Origin of the sequence: Campylobacter sp. JH23, assembly GCF_017846595.1 — a bacterium.
GTDB classification, from domain to species: domain Bacteria; phylum Campylobacterota; class Campylobacteria; order Campylobacterales; family Campylobacteraceae; genus Campylobacter_D; species Campylobacter_D coli.
In genome coordinates this window covers 230,141-244,196 of the sequence record NZ_JAEQBP010000002.1, presented here as the reverse complement: position 1 = coordinate 244,196, position 14,056 = coordinate 230,141, and the positions used below count along the sequence as shown (strand labels likewise).

Here is a 14,056-nt window from a genome sequence, read left to right as displayed (position 1 = left end):
GCTTTGATAAGTCTTATTCTATAAACCCGCTTGCAATGACTTTATCACCATCGTAAAATACTGCCATTTGCCCACTTGCTAAACCATAAACACTCTCTTTTAAAGAAATGCTTGCGCTTTTATCATCACTTATAATGACTTTACACGGGGTGGATTTTGATCTATAGCGGATTTTTACTTCGCAATCAAGCTCTTTTGCATCGATGAAAAGATTGATATTTTTGAGTTTAAATTCATTGATTTTTAATTCTTCTTTGGTGCCAACGATGATTTGATTTTGTTTAGGATTGATCTTTAAAACAAAATGCGGTTTGTGAGCCCCGCGTACTTCAAAACCGCGTCTTTTGCCTATGGTATAGTGCATATAGCCTTCGTGTTTTCCTACAACCTTACCGCTACTATCTAGCACTTCTCCTGGAATTTTAGTATCCATAAATTGATCTAAAACTTGCACATAAGTATCTTCAACAAAGCAAATTTCAGAACTTTCTTTTTGGGTTGCAAATGATTTTAAAACTTCTATGGTAGAAGCAAATTTTTTCACATCTTCTTTTTTCATTTCGCCCAATGGAAAGATGAGGTATTTTAAAGCTTCTTTGTCGGCACTGGCTAAAAAATAGCTTTGATCCTTGCTTTCATCAACAGCTGTACGAATGAGATTGTTTTCAAGTCTTGCATAATGCCCTGTAGCAAGTTTTTCACAACCTAAACTTTTAGCAAATTCTAAAAGTTTTCCAAGTTTGATAAAACGGTTACATAAAGCGCAAGGATTTGGTGTTTTACCCTCTTTATAAGTATCCACAAAAGGCATGTAAACTTTGTTTTTAAAATCTTCTTGCAAGTCTAAAATATGATAAGGAATTTGCAAAAAGTTTGCAACTTTTTCTACTTTTTTGATATTTTCTTCGTGATAATTGGGTTTGCCATGAAGCTTCATATAACAACCTATAACTTCATGACCTAAATTTTTAAGTTTATAAGCAGTGACTGTACTATCAACTCCACCGCTCATAGCGACTAGAATTTTCATTAGAGTTCCTTTAAAGTATTGATTATATAATCTAAATCGTCAGTGATTTCATACTTTAACTCGTCTCCTTTGGAAATGACTTCAAGTTTTAGCAAAGAATTTCTGACGAACTCATCAAAGCCTTGCCAAAATTCACTCCCAAGCAAGATAATAGGAACATTGCTTTTAAATCCAAGTTGTTTTAGTGTAAGTACTTCACACAATTCATCAAGTGTTCCAAAGCCGCCTGGGAAAATCACAAAAGCTAGACTCTTTTCAATAAGAGCCATTTTGCGTATGGCTAAGCTCTCAAAAGTTATGTTATATTCTACAAAATCGTTTAATTTTTGCTCAAAAGGCAAAAGTATATTAAAACCTACCGATTTTATAAAATTTGCATCGTTTTTACATTTAGCAGCGCCTGCATTAGCTGCACGCATAATGCCTCCACCTCCGCCGCTAACGACACAAAAGCCATTTTCTACACATAAACTAGCTAATTTTTTGGCTTCTTGATAATAAAAACTATCTTCTTTTAATCTTGCAGAACCAAAAAAAGTTACGGCATTTTTTAGGTTTGGTATGTTAGCAAATTTTTCTAAATCTTGGCTTATTTTTTCATTCATTTTTCAACCTTTAGTTAAAATAAATTCCATTCTAGCTAAAAATTTATAATAAGTTCTTTATTATATAAGTTTTAATAGGTTTATTTTATTAAGATTAGGAATTTAAAAGACTTTTAAATCCTTAAGCTTTAATATCTATACTTTTTGGTGCAGAATTTGAAGAAAGAAATTTATTAAATTCTCCTGCATCATCATCACTAAATTTCATACCAAAAAGAAGTTCTAATTCTTTACTAGTGCTAAATTTACCTTCTAATAGTTTTTTTACAAGTTCGTTTCTTGTGCTATCATCTTTGTAAGTTTCTTTGTTTTTACTTTCGCCTTGAATGGCTTTGAAGGGTTTTTCACTTTGTTGAGTGATAATTTCATCATCACTAGAAAGCAACATTTTATCACCCATAGCCATTTCGTATTCTTTCACAAATTCATCGTGTCTTTGCTTAAAATCTATGTATTTAGTTTTAAACTCATTTAAGCTTAAATCTTTACTTATAAGTGCGTCAAATTCTTTATAAAATTCATCGGCTTTTTTGATGATGTCGTAGCCCAAATGAAACATCTTAGAATAAGAAACAAAAAAACCTAACATCATTTTCTCAGTAGTTGGGTCCCATTTTGTATAAGCAGGATTAAAATCTTTTAAAGGGGATTTTTCTATTTTATTGGGGTCTTTTAAAGCATTTGACTTCATAAAGTTGTTAAATTCTTGCATATCTTTTTTGCTAATACTTTCATCAAGTCCGAATATTTTAGGATTATACTCAAATTTTTTTCCACGATAAGGCAAAGCACCTTCTCCTGTTATAACGGCTACTCCGTGTTTGTTGATTTTAAAATCAATATTTTTATCTTGTTTAAAATTTGAAGTGTTATAATCATAGTTTAAATTTGAGTTTAGACTATTTATCATTAGTTTTTCCTCTTTACTTGATAGAATACCCACCAAGATATCTTTCTAAAAAGTCTTTATAGTTTGAACTGATTTCCTTAACTACTCTGTAATTATTCAAAACAGGACTTGATTTTACTCTATACCAAGAACCTGATTGTTCGTTGATTACAGCCACTCCATAAGAAAAATACACAAATCTTTTCCCTAAATTAGAAATACCAATATTTCTTTTCACAGTATATCCAAGAAAGTTACGATAAGGGTCATCGCCCACTATACTCATAGTTTCCCAAAGTCTTTGTTGATTTGTGTATGTATGTTTTCCATTAACTAAGCAATTTGTGGTATCTATACCGCACATTCCACCAAATCGAACAAGTCCTTCTCTATTCCAATAATATTGATCTCCGTTACTATCTTGAAATAAAGTTAATTCCAAATTCCAATCAGGTTTGGCAAAGGCTATAACTTCATTATCACTAAGTCGTTTTAAATAGGTTATATACCCACCCTTTACTTGTTTCATCTCTTCAAGGCTGAGTTCTTTGACACCCGGGATTGTATCACTTAAAGCACCTTTTGTGAGTTTAGCTAAAAAATCTTCAGCAAAAGCAGAACTAGTCAGTAAAGAAGTTAAAGCTAAAAAAGCAAAAATCTTTTTCATTTGAAATCCTTTCGTAAATTCTTTTTGTAAGTTCTTTAAAACTACTATCGACTTATTCTAGCAAAAGTTTAATCTTGCTTTGAAAGTTAAGTGAATTTTCTTTAAATACTTAAAATTTTATTCTTAGCTTGTTTCCTTTTGTAGCAAATTTTCATTTTTATCTTAAATTATATTAAGCAAGTAAAAATATTTAAAGATTTTAAAATACTTTATTTAGAATAATAAACTTTTCAATATCAAGGATTAAATTTTAAAATTAACTTGAGCTGATTATTTAAAATGTAAGGATTGACAATGAAAAAAATTTTCTTAGCATTTATGGTTTTAGTTAATTGTGTTTTTGCTAGCGATGAGCTAAATATAGACAGTTTATTTAAAAAGCAAATAGGCTTAAGAAGCATTACAAGCTTTTCTTTACTTAGCACAGGAAATGCAAACTCGTATTCTCTTTATCCTAATATAACAAATGGAAAAATAATAGGATTTAGAGTTAGAAAATTTAAGGATATAAATTCCTTGCAAAAACTCAAAGACAATGCCGAAGAGCTTTTCTACTTGGATAAACAAAGAGTTTTAAAGGCTAAAGAAGCACAAATCTATAAAAATCTTTTTACTTGATTGTATTTAAATCAAAGTTTTTAATGTTTTAAGCTTTAATATCTATACTTTTTGGTGTAGAATTTAAAGAAAGAATTTTATTAAATTCTCCTGTGTTATCATCACTAAATTTCATACCAAAAAGAAGTTCTAACTCATCGCTTGTGCTAAATTTACCTTCTAATAGTTTTTTTACAAGCTCATTTCTTGTATTATCATCTTTGTAAGTTTCTTTGTTTTGACTTTCGCTTTGTATGGGAGTGCGAGGTTTTTGCTCCTCTTTAGCCTTAAGATCTTCTCTTACAATTTGCTCTATGGTTTTATTGCTTGGCTCTAAATTTATTGTTAAATTTAGCCATTTTTGTTTAAATTCTTCTATGCTTAAATTGCTACTAAACAAATCGAGTGCTTCCATAAGTTTTTCCATTGAGCCGTTAGCTATAAAAGAATTATTTTTTATAAAGTCATTTAAATCTTGGATTTGATTTTTATCCATATTTTTATCAAATCCCATTAACTTACCGCTTATATTGCTTTGTCCTTCAATAAGATAACCGCCACCAAATTGATTAAAAACTACATTTGCAAAATTCATAAAAGATTTATCCTTTGAGTTTAAATCTTTCAAATTTATGACCACTTTGCTTCCTTTATAAGAATTATTTTCATTTAAAAAATTATTTTCTAAATCTTGTGCCTTGTCATAAATTTTTAAAATTTCAAAACTATTTTTATCCATTTCAAAACCTAGCGGAAGTTCATTTTTAGAAAATTGCATTAAATTAGAAAACACTTTATAGGCGTTTTCTAGCGTTTTGGTAAAATCGATAGTGTCGAAATGTTTATTTTGAGAAAGATTTTTAACTAGTGTTTGCATTTGTGTCGCATCAATTTTATAATTTTTTGAAATTCCCAAGCTTTGCGTTGTTGCTTGAGATATATCTTTTAATTTTTGAGTAGAATAACCACCTTTATGATGGTTATTTATATAAGCTGTGTTTATCATACGCTCACTCCTTGCCGATTTATCTTAATTTAAATCGGCTTTATGGTTTTTACCTTGATAATCCGCCTAAATGGCTATCAAATTGATTTTTATATCTGTAGCTTATAAATAAGTTGGCTATGATGAAAAATAACTTTTTCATTTTTTCTCCTTTTTTATAATTTGTAAAATACAAGCAAATTTTGTGCCAAACTTTATCACAAATACCCATAAAGATGAGAGAAAACTAACCACAAAACAAAGGCTAACGCCATCACAGCTATTATGCAAAAAAACCCCATTTTACGAGCTTTGCAACCTACTATACCCTCTATGATTTGTGCTATTAGATTTTCAAGCATCAATACCGCCAACCCTTTGAGCCAACACCCGAATTAAGAGGATGTCTTTCACTAAAAACGCCCCAAGCTGCATATCTTACGCCCCACATAGCTCCTTGTCTTGCAAGCCAATAACCTCCACCGACTAAAAACGGAGCCATTCTATTTTGTGCGGCATACCCACCCTTAACTTGCTTCATCTCATCTAAACTAAGAGCTTTAACACCTTGAGAATTATCACTCACCGCACCATTACTTAATTTGGCAAGAAGATCATTTGCAAAGCTGAAATTTATTAATAAAGCACTTAAAATGATAATATTTGATAGTGTTTTCATAATTACTTCCTTAGTAATCAATTTATTGACTATAAAATCTTTAAGCTCTTATATTTATCGATACAATGTTATGAGTTTGATAGCCGTGTCTAATTTCATATCTCTTTTTAGTTTCGAGATATTTTTCTTTAAATTCATTAATGCTCATTGTTGAATTAAATAGGGAATTAAATTCACTCTCATATAACATAAAAAGCCCTTTCCCTCCAAAATCAAATCCACCAATTTTATGATCGACTTCGATAAATTTTTTTAAATCCTCGACTTCTTTTTTACTTATGTTTTTATCATAACCCCATAATTTCCCTAAAATGGTTGTTTCGCCATTTTTGGCGTATCCTAAGTTTGGTAAGCCTGATAGATCCATAAATTTGGCTTGGTGTTTTTCATTTGCTTTTTGTTTAAAATTGATTATTTCTTTATCATATTGCATCGTGTTGGTTGAAAAGTTTAAAGAATTAATTGTCATCTTAATCCTCCCAAAGCACTTTCTAAGCGATCTTTATAATTTCTTTTTAATTCATTAATAATTACATTATTGTTTAGCGTAGCACTATTTGTTACATTGCGTATGCTCCCATCAAAACGATTGACAGCAACAACTCCATAAGAAAAATAGACAAATTTTCCAGCCCTATTAAAGCCCACATTTCTTTTTACGCTAAATCCTAAAGCCGTATAAAGAGGATTTGAGCCGTCTAAAGCATTGGTAAATTCTTGTAGTCTTTTTTGACTTTGCCATAAATGTTTTTTGGTCGCACTATTAGAATAACATTGCGTAGAGCCCATTTGACACAACCCTCTATCATTTTTCATAGTTTGTTCAAGATCAATTTGACCATTTTTTATTTCCCAACCTAATTCATTTTCAAAATCTGGAACTGCTAAAGCAGCTAATTCGTTTTGGGAAATTCTTATGGTAGTTACGGCATACCCACCCTTTACTTGTTTCATCTCTTCAAGGCTGAGTTCTTTGACACCCGGGATTGTATCACTTAAAGCACCTTTTGTGAGTTTAGCTAAAAAATCTTCAGCAAAAGCAGAACTAGTCAGTAAAGAAGTTAAAGCTAAAAAAGCAAAAATCTTTTTCATTTGAAATCCTTTCGTAAATTCTTTTTGTAAGTTCTTTAAAACTACTATCGACTTATTCTAGCAAAAGTTTAATCTTGCTTTGAAAGTTAAGTGAATTTTCTTTAAATACTTAAAATTTTATTCTTAGCTTGTTTCCTTTTGTAGCAAATTTTCATTTTTATCTTAAATTATATTAAGCAAGTAAAAATATTTAAAGATTTTAAAATACTTTATTTAGAATAATAAACTTTTCAATATCAAGGATTAAATTTTAAAATTAACTTGAGCTGATTATTTAAAATGTAAGGATTGACAATGAAAAAAATTTTCTTAGCATTTATGGTTTTAGTTAATTGTGTTTTTGCTAGCGATGAGCTAAATATAGACAGTTTATTTAAAAAGCAAATAGGCTTAAGAAGCATTACAAGCTTTTCTTTACTTAGCACAGGAAATGCAAACTCGTATTCTCTTTATCCTAATATAACAATAGGCGGAGATCCTACAATTTGGAATGATACAAAGCAGGTGTTTTTAACTCAAACTTTCATTTATACCCTAACACCTAAGTTTGACATACTTATTTCAGGGGGCGGAAGTTATGCAAGGCAGGAATATACAAACTTTTTTACAAATGAGTATTCTAGTAAAAACAGAATAGGTTTTGATAGTTTATGGCTAGGTTTTATTTATACAGGCGATAGCATTGCAGATTTAATTCCACAAATTACCTTTCAAACTGCAGTTGTTCAAAGAGAAAAAGCAATCAATCAAACCAAAAACTTTTATCTAAAATCACAAAGCTTACAAGCTAGTTTAAGGGGATATAGCGATCCTGTAGTTTATAGTATTTATACAGGATTTGGTTATAATCAATCAAGAAAATTTAAAACCCTTAAAATAGAGTATGGAAATAGTATTTATGTGGGCGGGGATTTATCTATTATTCTAAGTCCTAAAATTACTTTAGATTTAGGAGCAGAGCAAAGATTTCAAATGAAACAAAAAATCAATGGCTATCAAAATTCTGAAGTGCGTTCTATTCCAACTTTAAGTTTAGGTTCTACTTATAGCATTAATTCAGATACCGCAGTTTCTGTTAATGCTAGTTTTGGAGGAAGCTCTGCTTCTCCTGATAGCATATTTGGAATAAGCTTATGGAAAAAATTCTAAAAATTTTATTATTTTTACCCATTCTTGCTTTGAGTACAAAAGCCGAATGGGTAGTTAAGTCTTATCAAGAAATTAAAAACGAAAGAGTAATAAGACAAACTTATGAGCAATCTTGTGGGGCTTCATCTTTAGCAACTTTACTTAATATACTTGATGATCAAAAAAAGTTTGATGAACTTGAACTTTTAAAGATTATGAGCGGACAAGAACTTTATACGGATATGGTAAGCTTTACAGATTTAAACGATGCAGTTAAAAAACTGGGCTTTCAAAGCAATTCATATCAAATCAATAGAGAAAACTTGGATAAACTTGTAAATATTCCAATGCTTGTAAAAATTGAAGATGATCCACGCTTTCCACATTTTGCGGTAATTATTAATCATAAAGGTAATTATTTACAAGTGCTTGATCCAAGTCATGGAGAATATATAAGTTCCAAAAATCAATTTTTTAGTATTTGGGATAGATATAATAAAGGCGGTTATGCTTTAATTGTTGCTCCTAAAAAAGAGCTAAAACCTTTTAAGTTAAACACTCCAAAATCTTTACATTTTGATTTCAGCCCTTTTAGTTTGTTTTAGTTTTAATTCGTTTATATTTATTATTCTTAATTTGTAGGCTAAAACTTTTTATCTTAGTTGTTCTAATCTTTCTTTTTTAGAACCAATTTCTGTAATTTGAACGCCGAAGTTACCATCGACAATTACTACCTCGCCATAAGCAATTCTTTTATCCCCAATTAAAATTTCAAGCGGATCGTTTGCAAGTTGATTAAGCTCCACAACTGAGCCTATATCCATAGTTAAAACATCTTTTAAAAGCATTTTTTTATTGCCTATACGCACACGAACAGGCAAACGCACATCCATGATGAGATTGATATTTTTAAGTTCTTCACTTATCTCAAAACCTTTATTTTCTGAATTTGAGCTAGAGTGTGCATGGCCATCATCTGCAGCTTTGCCGCTTAAAATATTATGAAGAGTTTGATCTACAATTAAAGAAATTTGCTCTTCTAAGTCTTCTATTTTGACATCAAAGAAATAAAGTTTTGTAAAATCTTTAAAATCAACATTTTCTGCTACAAATTCGCAAGAGCTGATTTCAAAATCCATTTTTGGTATGTCTTTTTGTGCGCCTAAAGTGGTAGAAAAAGCCGAAATGATGTTTTGAATTGCTTCTTTAGCAGCGTCCATTTCATCAGGGCCTAGTTGATCGTTTTTAGAAATTTCTTCTTCGCCCATCATCCATTCACCAATAGCACTCATAAGTACAGCACCTGCTAATATACCTATTTTGCCACCTTCTTTGATGTTAAAAACCGCATAAACAAGAGGCGGTTTGAGTGTATCTTGTGATGAAACATCAAATTCTTTATATTCGCTAAATTCTGCACTTTTTCCTGTAAGTCCTTCTATGGTGCTTGTGCATTCGTTTGTAAATAATTTTAAAAATTCATTGATCATATTTCTTCTTCCTCCTCTTCAGGCTCATCATAAACACTGGCTTTAGCTTTACGCTCTTCTTCGTATTTTTCCAAAATTTCTTTGATTTCATCTTTATCTGTGCGTATAAGTTCTAAAATTTTAATAGATTTTCTAAAACGATGCAATCCAATTTGTGCTAAGAAAACATCTTTTTTATCGATACTTACTATAGCTTTATCGTCTGCTTCTCTATCAAGCCTTAAAATATCGCCTTGTTTAAGTTCTAAAAATTCATGAACATTAATTAAGGTTTTTCCTAAAATTGCCTCATATACCACTTCAGCACGACCGATTAAAGTTTTAAGTTCTTTGTTGCGTGATTTTTTGGCTGAGGTTTCACCCATCATAATATCACGGTTTGCTAAACGACTCAAGATACTTTCTAAATGGACAACAGGATAGCAGATATTTACCATACCGCTTGAATTTCCTATGATGATTTCCATCACCACCATGATAACGATTTCGTTTTGCGATACGATTTGTACAACATTGGGGCTTGATTCTTTAGCTTCTATACTAGGATAAATTTCAGTTACTGTAGCCCAGCTTTCTTTAAGTCTTTGCATGATGATACGCAAAATAGAATCAAGCAAATTAAGCTCTATATCAGTAAGCTCTCGCGAAGCCTCATAGCTATCGCCTTGACCTCCTAAAAGTCTATCTATCATAGGAAAAGCAATGCTTGGGTTAATCTCTAAAACGCAGTTTCCATCAAGAGGCTTGATAGAGAAAACGTTAAAGCTTGTAGGGCTTGGTAGCGACATCAAAAACTCACCATAAGTCATTTGATCCACCGAGTGAAGTTTGGTTTCAACAATACTTCTCATCATGGACGAAATTTGAGAAGCTAAATTTCTTGCTAGTTTATCGTGTATACCTTTAATTGTCCTAAGTTGCTCTTTAGATACCCTATTTGGACGCTTAAAGTCATATACAACTATATTTCTTTCATCTTTTCCATCTTTTTCAGAGGCTGTAGGCGTATTGGTATTATCATCGACAACTTCAAGTAGAGCGTCAATTTCTTCTTGGGAGAGTATTTCTGCCATTACACTAGCCTTTCTCTAAGTTTTTTTAAAAGTTTTTTATGAATTTGTGAAATTCTACTCTCGCTAATCTCTAAAATTTCACTAATCTCCTTAAGACTGAGTTCTTCATAATAATAAAGCTGTATGATGAGTTGATCGCGTTCTTTAAGATCTTCTAATACTTCGTGAATTTTTTCTAAAAGTTGTTCTTTTTCTAATTTTTCTAAAGTATCATCTTCATTATAAAGCTCTAATTGATCATCAATGGGTAAAGTATAGCTAATAGCATGTGCGGTGCGCACTTCTTTAATCTTTTCTACATCCAAATCAAGCTTTTTAGCTAGATATTCATCATCAGGCTCTTCTTCATGTTCTCTAAAATATTCGTCGATTAAAATATCAATATCTTTAATGATTTTACGGTTATTGCGACTCATTACATCTAAAGAGCGTAAAAAATCAAGCATAGCGCCATTAACACGCTTTCTAGCAAATCCCCAAAAACTATCATTTTGCTCTTTATCGTAGCGGCGTGAAAGCTTGATCATTTCTTCAACGCCAATGCTAATTAGATCATTTACATCAATACTAGAAGGCAAGCGTTCTTTTAGTCTAAAAGCCATTGCACGAAGTGCAGGCATATAGGATAAAACTAGCTGATCTTGTTCATCTTTTATCATTTGAGCATAGGCTTTAGGCGGCTCTTTTTGCATTTTTGCGTCTTTCTTTTGATTCGTTTTTCTTAAGCTCTTCTCTTTCTTCGTTAAGCTTTTCTAAGATTATATCCATTTTCTTTTCACGAATGACTAAGTCATTTATAATATTATTGCTAGTCTTTTCATAATCATGTTTATTGAAAATTCGCCCACTGATTTTTTTAATATCGATAAAATTCATAATAGCAATGTGTATAAAAACATAAAACATAAAAGTAATAAAACAAGTAGAAATTAAAATATCAAAAGCTTCTTCTATACTAATAATACTAAAAGCCAATCCTATAAAAAATCCGCAAACGGTAAAAAATGCTACATAATTTTCAGGTCTCATAATATCTTCTCTTTATTGCTTAGAATCGTTCGATGATTTTCCTAAAGAAATTTGAAAAACTTCGACTTGTGACATTATCAAGCACTTTCCGTTCCAACCTATATAAAAGCTTGGAAGCTAGGGCTTTAAGCTCGTCACTTGAAGCAGAATTTTCATCTGTAAACAAGGTGCGTTTTTTAATGCTACCACTTACATCTTTTGAAGCGCTCAAGTGTCCTAAAAATTCTAAATTTAAACGATTTTTTATATTTGCATCAGCAACTTTTTTAATATTTTCAAAAACTTTTAAAGCCTCATTTTCATTTTTGACAACATTAAATAGCATCAGTAAATTTTCTTTTGTCTTAGAGGTGGTTTTAATGGTTGCATATGCATCGGTAATCGCAGCAGGATCAGGAACGGTTACTACTACAACTTCATCTGACATTTCTAAGAAATTCAGTATATTTCCTCCTATTCCTGCACCTGTGTCGATGATAAGAAAATCAAGCTCATCTAAAATACTTGCTTGATTTAAAAATCTTTCATAAATGTTTTTATCGTTGTATTTTAAAATTTCATCACCGCTTTCACCAGGGATGAGCCATAAATTTGGCTTTACTTCGATCAAAATATCTTCTAAAGAGCATTCTCCGCGCAAAACATGTAAAAGATTTTTTTGAATGCGAACATTTAAAATAACATCAAGATTTGCTAAGCCAATATCTGCATCAAAAAGTCCTACTTTATATCCATTATTAGCAAGTACATTTGCCAAATTTGCGCTAATGGTGCTTTTACCTACTCCACCTTTTCCACTTGTAATCGCTATAAAATGAGTGTTTTGTGATTTTTTTCCTCCATTTTGATTCATAAGGCTACGGAGTTTATTGGCTTGATTATTCATTATCTTTTCCTTTGTTAAAACCTTCTAAGATACAGCGAACTAAAAAATCGCTATTGGCTACTTCTATATCATCAGGCACTTCTTGTCCTGTAGAGAAAAAGCTTAGTGGGATATTAGTTTCATAAATTAAAGAGAAAATATTTCCAAAAACCTTAGTTTCATCAAATTTGGTGATGATAAGGGTGTCGATATTTAAAAATGAAAAATTTTTGTAAATTTCCATCAGGTCTTCATGCTTGGTATTAGCAGAAACGACTAGACTAACATCAATTTCAGCATTTGAATGCATAAGAAATTCTTTTGTTTTGGCAAGTTTGTTTTGATCGTATTGCGAATTTCCTATAGTATCGACTAAAATTACTTCGCAGTTATTAAGACTTTTAATCGCTTCGTCCAAATCTTTTGGTTCTATACTATCGATGATGGGAAGTTTCATCATTTTTGCATATTGGAAAAGTTGTTCTACAGCACCGATTCTATAAGTATCTAAAGTGATTATACCTGTTTTATAGCGCTTATCTCCATAAGCATAACGAAAAGCTAGCTTTGCTAAAGTTGTGGTTTTTCCAACCCCTGTCGGGCCTACAAGCATCATAATTTTTTGTTTTTTGATTTCACTTTCTACCCTGCAAGGTAAAATATTTCTCAAAAGAGAATAAAAATATCGTTGCACAGCGTCTTTGTTTGTTTTCATGGCCGCAGGCATATTTTCTATAGTGGCTTTCATGATAGCTTCTAAATGCTTTTCAAGCATACCGCTTTCTTTGGCTTTTTTATAAATGGTTGCAAATTCAGGAGGAATGATAAGATTGTTGCGAGCTTCTGCTTTTTCATCCCACATCATGTCTGCGAGTAAATCGATTTTATCATTAAGCTTATTGATTTGTTTTTCAAAATTCTCTATTTTTTTATTATAGTTTGGATTGGGTGCATAATTATCTACCAAAGGGGTATTGGTTACTTTTGAAATTTCATTGCTTACTTCACTTAAGCGTTCTTTAAAATCGTTAAAACCCATGGTGGGATTAGGATTGATTTTACTTTGTGGAAAGTCTTGGTAATTAGTGTCGCTAGTTTTGGTTTTTGCTAAATTTGCCCTAGTATTTGAAAAATCAAGAATCACATCTTCATCTTCGTTATTTTGTGGTATTGAAGCATTGACTTTTTCTTCAAGATTTTGTTTTTCTAAAGTTTTAGCGATAGTTTTTTTAGGAGGCAAGGATTTTCCCATTTTTTTCAAATGCTCTTCATAATCACTCTCTTCTATAGCAACCATTACTTCATAAAGAGCAGCGCGGTTAAGTGTTTTGGGACGAATTTGTTTATTGGTAATAATTAAAGCTTTGTCGCCATAATCCTCTTTTACTTTCGGGATAATTTGCTCTGTATCTTCTACAGTAAAGGTATGGATAAGTTGTCCCATTTACAATCCTTTTGTTAAGCCCAAGGGCAAAATTACACTTATTCTTTGATTAGCCCCTATATGAGGCACCATACACCCCTCATCACGCTTGACTTTTTGTGAAAAATATAAAAGATCTAAATCAAGTGTTCTAGGAGCGTTTTTGAAAGTTCTTTTTCTTTTAAATTTAAGCTCATAAAAAAGTAAAACTTTCAAAAAAGCTCTTGCGTGTAGGTTTGTTTGTATAAGCATTGCTGCATTCGTAAAATCTTTTTGAGCTTTAAAACCAAAAGCTTCATTGATCAAAAATGGAGATGTGGCTAAAATTTTAAACCTTCTATCCTCCATCATTACACGAAAAAGCTTGTTAAACCTTTTTTTTTCCGGCTCTATATTGCTTCCTAGACCTACTAGAGCAAGGTATTTAAATTCTTTTTTGTTTTGGCTAAAATAAGGAAAAAAACGGCTTGTTTCAAGTCGTCTTGCTCCTTTTATTTTTAGCAT

Annotated in this window: 18 protein-coding genes and 1 pseudogene; 3 read left to right on the top strand and 16 right to left on the bottom strand. The window is 31.3% G+C overall.

The genetic code is table 11. The annotated features are described in order from the left end of the window. Window positions 1–13: 13 nt before the first annotated feature. The 4 genes from mnmA to KAR88_RS02915 all read right to left on the bottom strand — a co-directional run bounded on the left by mnmA (window position 14) and on the right by KAR88_RS02915 (window position 3,191). Window positions 14–1,030, bottom strand: coding sequence for a tRNA 2-thiouridine(34) synthase MnmA (gene mnmA, locus KAR88_RS02930; protein WP_002779305.1), 1,017 nt, complete (start codon window positions 1,028–1,030; stop codon window positions 14–16). After that, on the bottom strand, window positions 1,030–1,635 hold the full coding sequence (locus KAR88_RS02925) for a TIGR00730 family Rossman fold protein (protein WP_002786440.1): 606 nt from the start codon (window positions 1,633–1,635) through the stop codon (window positions 1,030–1,032). Before KAR88_RS02925 ends, mnmA begins: the two co-directional genes overlap by 1 nt. 121 nt (window positions 1,636–1,756) lie before the next feature. After that, complete coding sequence (locus KAR88_RS02920; RefSeq protein WP_079754871.1) at window positions 1,757–2,545, bottom strand: hypothetical protein; 789 nt, start codon at window positions 2,543–2,545, stop codon at window positions 1,757–1,759. Window positions 2,546–2,558: 13 nt separating this feature from the next. Continuing rightward, window positions 2,559–3,191: a hypothetical protein gene (locus KAR88_RS02915; protein WP_225982314.1), complete on the bottom strand. Its 633-nt coding sequence runs from the start codon at window positions 3,189–3,191 to the stop codon at window positions 2,559–2,561. 294 nt (window positions 3,192–3,485) lie between these two features. Here KAR88_RS02915 and KAR88_RS08830 point away from each other — a divergent pair. Further along, window positions 3,486–3,656 (top strand): annotated as a pseudogene (locus tag KAR88_RS08830) (hypothetical protein); the annotation flags it as partial. A 181-nt stretch (window positions 3,657–3,837) separates the two neighbouring features. Here the strand turns inward: KAR88_RS08830 and KAR88_RS02905 are convergent. The 5 genes from KAR88_RS02905 to KAR88_RS02885 all read right to left on the bottom strand — a co-directional run bounded on the left by KAR88_RS02905 (window position 3,838) and on the right by KAR88_RS02885 (window position 6,544). Then, entirely contained in the window at window positions 3,838–4,794 is a 957-nt protein-coding gene (locus KAR88_RS02905; protein WP_060785454.1) for a hypothetical protein, read from the bottom strand. Between the two features lie 197 nt (window positions 4,795–4,991). Next, entirely contained in the window at window positions 4,992–5,135 is a 144-nt protein-coding gene (locus KAR88_RS02900) for a hypothetical protein (RefSeq protein ID WP_002788974.1), read from the bottom strand. Then, entirely contained in the window at window positions 5,135–5,452 is a 318-nt protein-coding gene (locus KAR88_RS02895; RefSeq protein WP_002778740.1) for a hypothetical protein, read from the bottom strand. Before KAR88_RS02895 ends, KAR88_RS02900 begins: the two co-directional genes overlap by 1 nt. A gap of 40 nt (window positions 5,453–5,492) precedes the next feature. Beyond that, window positions 5,493–5,921, bottom strand: coding sequence for a hypothetical protein (locus tag KAR88_RS02890; RefSeq protein WP_002778742.1), 429 nt, complete (start codon window positions 5,919–5,921; stop codon window positions 5,493–5,495). Beyond that, complete coding sequence (locus tag KAR88_RS02885) at window positions 5,918–6,544, bottom strand: hypothetical protein (RefSeq protein WP_192801868.1); 627 nt, start codon at window positions 6,542–6,544, stop codon at window positions 5,918–5,920. The genes KAR88_RS02890 and KAR88_RS02885 overlap by 4 nt, the downstream gene beginning before the upstream one ends. Window positions 6,545–6,838: 294 nt before the next feature. Between KAR88_RS02885 and KAR88_RS02880 the strand changes: the two genes are divergently transcribed. Further along, a complete protein-coding gene (locus tag KAR88_RS02880) occupies window positions 6,839–7,693 on the top strand; it encodes a hypothetical protein (protein WP_021033624.1) in 855 nt (284 codons plus the stop codon). Next, entirely contained in the window at window positions 7,678–8,277 is a 600-nt protein-coding gene (locus tag KAR88_RS02875) for a C39 family peptidase (protein ID WP_002804181.1), read from the top strand. Before KAR88_RS02880 ends, KAR88_RS02875 begins: the two co-directional genes overlap by 16 nt. A gap of 48 nt (window positions 8,278–8,325) precedes the next feature. On the opposite strand, the gene fliY is transcribed toward KAR88_RS02875, so the two are convergent. Genes fliY through folK form a run of 7 tightly spaced genes read right to left on the bottom strand, consistent with a single transcriptional unit; the run spans window position 8,326 to window position 14,056 of the window. Further along, window positions 8,326–9,162: a flagellar motor switch protein FliY gene (gene fliY, locus KAR88_RS02870; protein WP_002778750.1), complete on the bottom strand. Its 837-nt coding sequence runs from the start codon at window positions 9,160–9,162 to the stop codon at window positions 8,326–8,328. Next, the gene (gene fliM, locus KAR88_RS02865; RefSeq protein ID WP_002778751.1) at window positions 9,159–10,235 is read right to left on the bottom strand and encodes a flagellar motor switch protein FliM; all 1,077 of its coding nucleotides are present in this window, start codon (window positions 10,233–10,235) and stop codon (window positions 9,159–9,161) included. Before fliM ends, fliY begins: the two co-directional genes overlap by 4 nt. Then, a complete protein-coding gene (locus KAR88_RS02860; protein WP_002778752.1) occupies window positions 10,235–10,927 on the bottom strand; it encodes an RNA polymerase sigma factor FliA in 693 nt (230 codons plus the stop codon). Before KAR88_RS02860 ends, fliM begins: the two co-directional genes overlap by 1 nt. Then, entirely contained in the window at window positions 10,908–11,264 is a 357-nt protein-coding gene (locus KAR88_RS02855; protein WP_002778754.1) for a hypothetical protein, read from the bottom strand. The genes KAR88_RS02860 and KAR88_RS02855 overlap by 20 nt, the downstream gene beginning before the upstream one ends. Before the next feature lie 19 nt (window positions 11,265–11,283). Then, a complete protein-coding gene (gene flhG, locus KAR88_RS02850; RefSeq protein ID WP_002778756.1) occupies window positions 11,284–12,150 on the bottom strand; it encodes a flagella biosynthesis ATPase FlhG in 867 nt (288 codons plus the stop codon). Then, window positions 12,143–13,573 (bottom strand): flagellar biosynthesis protein FlhF, encoded by a 1,431-nt coding sequence (gene flhF, locus KAR88_RS02845; protein ID WP_002778758.1) that lies wholly within the window; start codon window positions 13,571–13,573, stop codon window positions 12,143–12,145. The genes flhG and flhF overlap by 8 nt, the downstream gene beginning before the upstream one ends. Beyond that, window positions 13,574–14,056, bottom strand: coding sequence for a 2-amino-4-hydroxy-6-hydroxymethyldihydropteridine diphosphokinase (gene folK / locus KAR88_RS02840; RefSeq protein ID WP_002778760.1), 483 nt, complete (start codon window positions 14,054–14,056; stop codon window positions 13,574–13,576).

Coding starts and splice junctions, on each gene's coding strand:
- KAR88_RS02860 (WP_002778752.1), bottom strand. CDS start 10,927: ATGCAAAAAGAGCCGCCTAAAGCCTATGCTCAAATGATAAAAGATGAA.
- KAR88_RS02920 (WP_079754871.1), bottom strand. CDS start 2,545: ATGATAAATAGTCTAAACTCAAATTTAAACTATGATTATAACACTTCA.
- mnmA (WP_002779305.1), bottom strand. CDS start 1,030: ATGAAAATTCTAGTCGCTATGAGCGGTGGAGTTGATAGTACAGTCACT.
- folK (WP_002778760.1), bottom strand. CDS start 14,056: ATGCTAAAAATAAAAGGAGCAAGACGACTTGAAACAAGCCGTTTTTTT.
- flhF (WP_002778758.1), bottom strand. CDS start 13,573: ATGGGACAACTTATCCATACCTTTACTGTAGAAGATACAGAGCAAATT.
- fliY (WP_002778750.1), bottom strand. CDS start 9,162: ATGATCAATGAATTTTTAAAATTATTTACAAACGAATGCACAAGCACC.
- KAR88_RS02885 (WP_192801868.1), bottom strand. CDS start 6,544: ATGAAAAAGATTTTTGCTTTTTTAGCTTTAACTTCTTTACTGACTAGT.
- KAR88_RS02890 (WP_002778742.1), bottom strand. CDS start 5,921: ATGACAATTAATTCTTTAAACTTTTCAACCAACACGATGCAATATGAT.
- KAR88_RS02925 (WP_002786440.1), bottom strand. CDS start 1,635: ATGAATGAAAAAATAAGCCAAGATTTAGAAAAATTTGCTAACATACCA.
- flhG (WP_002778756.1), bottom strand. CDS start 12,150: ATGAATAATCAAGCCAATAAACTCCGTAGCCTTATGAATCAAAATGGA.
- KAR88_RS02855 (WP_002778754.1), bottom strand. CDS start 11,264: ATGAGACCTGAAAATTATGTAGCATTTTTTACCGTTTGCGGATTTTTT.
- KAR88_RS02875 (WP_002804181.1), top strand. CDS start 7,678: ATGGAAAAAATTCTAAAAATTTTATTATTTTTACCCATTCTTGCTTTG.
- KAR88_RS02895 (WP_002778740.1), bottom strand. CDS start 5,452: ATGAAAACACTATCAAATATTATCATTTTAAGTGCTTTATTAATAAAT.
- KAR88_RS02905 (WP_060785454.1), bottom strand. CDS start 4,794: ATGATAAACACAGCTTATATAAATAACCATCATAAAGGTGGTTATTCT.
- KAR88_RS02915 (WP_225982314.1), bottom strand. CDS start 3,191: ATGAAAAAGATTTTTGCTTTTTTAGCTTTAACTTCTTTACTGACTAGT.
- KAR88_RS02880 (WP_021033624.1), top strand. CDS start 6,839: ATGAAAAAAATTTTCTTAGCATTTATGGTTTTAGTTAATTGTGTTTTT.
- fliM (WP_002778751.1), bottom strand. CDS start 10,235: ATGGCAGAAATACTCTCCCAAGAAGAAATTGACGCTCTACTTGAAGTT.
- KAR88_RS02900 (WP_002788974.1), bottom strand. CDS start 5,135: ATGCTTGAAAATCTAATAGCACAAATCATAGAGGGTATAGTAGGTTGC.